The sequence below is a fragment of the Nonomuraea cypriaca genome (assembly GCF_015645445.1).
GTDB classification, from domain to species: Bacteria; Actinomycetota; Actinomycetes; order Streptosporangiales; family Streptosporangiaceae; genus Nonomuraea; species Nonomuraea cypriaca.
Genome location: NZ_JADOGI010000488.1, coordinates 1 through 1,904, shown reverse-complemented (window position 1 = coordinate 1,904; position 1,904 = coordinate 1). Strand labels below are relative to the sequence as shown.

Annotated in this window: 1 protein-coding gene; it reads left to right on the top strand. The window is 67.6% G+C overall.

The features are described 5' to 3' along the window. Positions 1-111 precede the first annotated feature (111 nt). Complete coding sequence (locus ITP53_RS55110) at positions 112-1,881, top strand: IS1182 family transposase (protein ID WP_207757763.1); 1,770 nt, start codon at positions 112-114, stop codon at positions 1,879-1,881. Positions 1,882-1,904: the final 23 nt, after the last annotated feature.

Here is a 1,904-nt window from a genome sequence, read left to right as displayed (position 1 = left end):
GACCCTGCTGGTTAACTCGCGACACGCGGGTTCGGGTGTGTGATCTGACGGGCTTTGTCCGTGATCATGCTGTCTGCGGTCGTTCCCTCCTGGCCGCGGATGGAGTTGACTGTGTCGGTGCACCCGAAACCGTGGCCGGAACCCGCGCCGGAGATCGTGGCGGCGATCCGGTCGATCTATCGAGGCAAGCGGGTACCGCCATTGCCGGTTCGGGTCCGTGACGAGTTGGGCGAGTTGTTCGCCGACGCCGAGTACGCCGCGGCGTTCGGGGTCGAGGGCAAGCCGGGCTGGTCACCGGGACGGCTGGCGTTGATCACGGTGTTACAGCGGGTGGAGAACCTGACCGACCGGCAGGCCTCCGAGGCGGTCCGTGCCGATCTTTCGTGGAAGTACGCCCTCGGGCTGGCGTTGGACGATCCCGGGTTCGACGCCTCGGTGCTGAGCGAGTTCCGCTCCCGGGTAGTCGATCACGGGTTGGAGGAGAAGGCCCTGGATCTGCTGCTGGCCGCGTTGGTGGAGAAAGGCCTGCTCAAGGCAGGGGGTAAGCAGCGGACCGACTCCACACACGTGATCAGCGCGGTCCGGGATCTGAACCGGCTGGAGTTGGCGGGCGAGTGCGTCCGGGCGGCGTTGGAGGCGATCTCGGCCGCCGCGCCGCACTGGGTAGAGCAGGTGCTGGAGGTCGGCGGGTGGGCCGAGCGGTACCGGGCTCGGATCGACTCGTGGCGGCTGCCGGCCGCGCAGACCAAGCGGGAGGAGTTGGCCCTCGGTTACGGGGCTGACGGGTATGCGCTGGTCGAAGCCGTGCACGCGCCGTTCTCCCCGCTCTGGCTGCGTCAGTTGCCCGCTGTGGACGCGCTGCGGATCATGTTGATCCAAAACTATGTGCGTACCACCGACCGGGCTGGGCGGGAGGTGGTCAGGAGGCGGCGGCCCCTCGAGGACGGTGGAGAGGGACTGCCGCCGGGTAGATGGCGGCTGACCTCTCCCTATGACACCGACGCCCGCTGGGCGGCCAAGGGTGACGACCTGTTCTGGAACGGCTACCAGGTCCACATCAGCGAAACCTGCCACACCGCCGCCGGCACCTCGACCAGCACGGACGGCTCGACCAGCACGGACGGCACAGGCGGTGGCCTGACGCCGCCGAATCTGATCACGAACATTGCGACGACGGATGCCTCGGTGCCTGATGTGGCGATGACCGACACCGTCCACCAAGCCCTGCACCGGCGAGGCCTACTGCCGAGCGAGCACTACCTCGATTCCGGGTATGCTTCCGCCGACCTGCTCGTGAGCGCCCGTGCCACGTTCGGGCTGGCGTTGGTCACTCCGGTCCTGCTCGATCACTCGCCGCAAGCCCGGGCGCAGGCCGGGTACGACCGGACCGCGTTCACCGTCGACTGGGAAAACCAGCAGGTCACCTGCCCGCAAGGGCAGATCAGCAACTCCTGGAATCCCTGCCGCCAGCGTGGTACCGAAGCGATCGTGGTGATGTTCCCCGCCGCCGCCTGCCGATCCTGCCCGGTTCGCACTTTATGTACCACGGCCAAACGCGGCAGCCGCCAGCTGACCTTGCGCCCGCAGCCGATGCAGCAGGCGCTTGACAGCGCCCGCGCCGAGCAGACCAGCAAGGACTGGCAGGACAAGTACAAGCTCCGGGCCGGCGTCGAGGGTACCATGCGCCAGGCCGTCGCGGTCACCGGCCTACGCCGTGCCCGCTATCGCGGCGTCAAGAAGGTTCATCTCGAACACGTCTTCTCCGCCGTCGCGCTCAACCTGATCCGCCTGGACGCCTGGTGGAATGGACACGCCCTCGACCGGACCCGAACCAGCCATCTCGCTCGCCTCGAACTGGCAGAACTCGCCCTGACCGCTTGAACTGGAAGTTAGCCAGCAGGGTC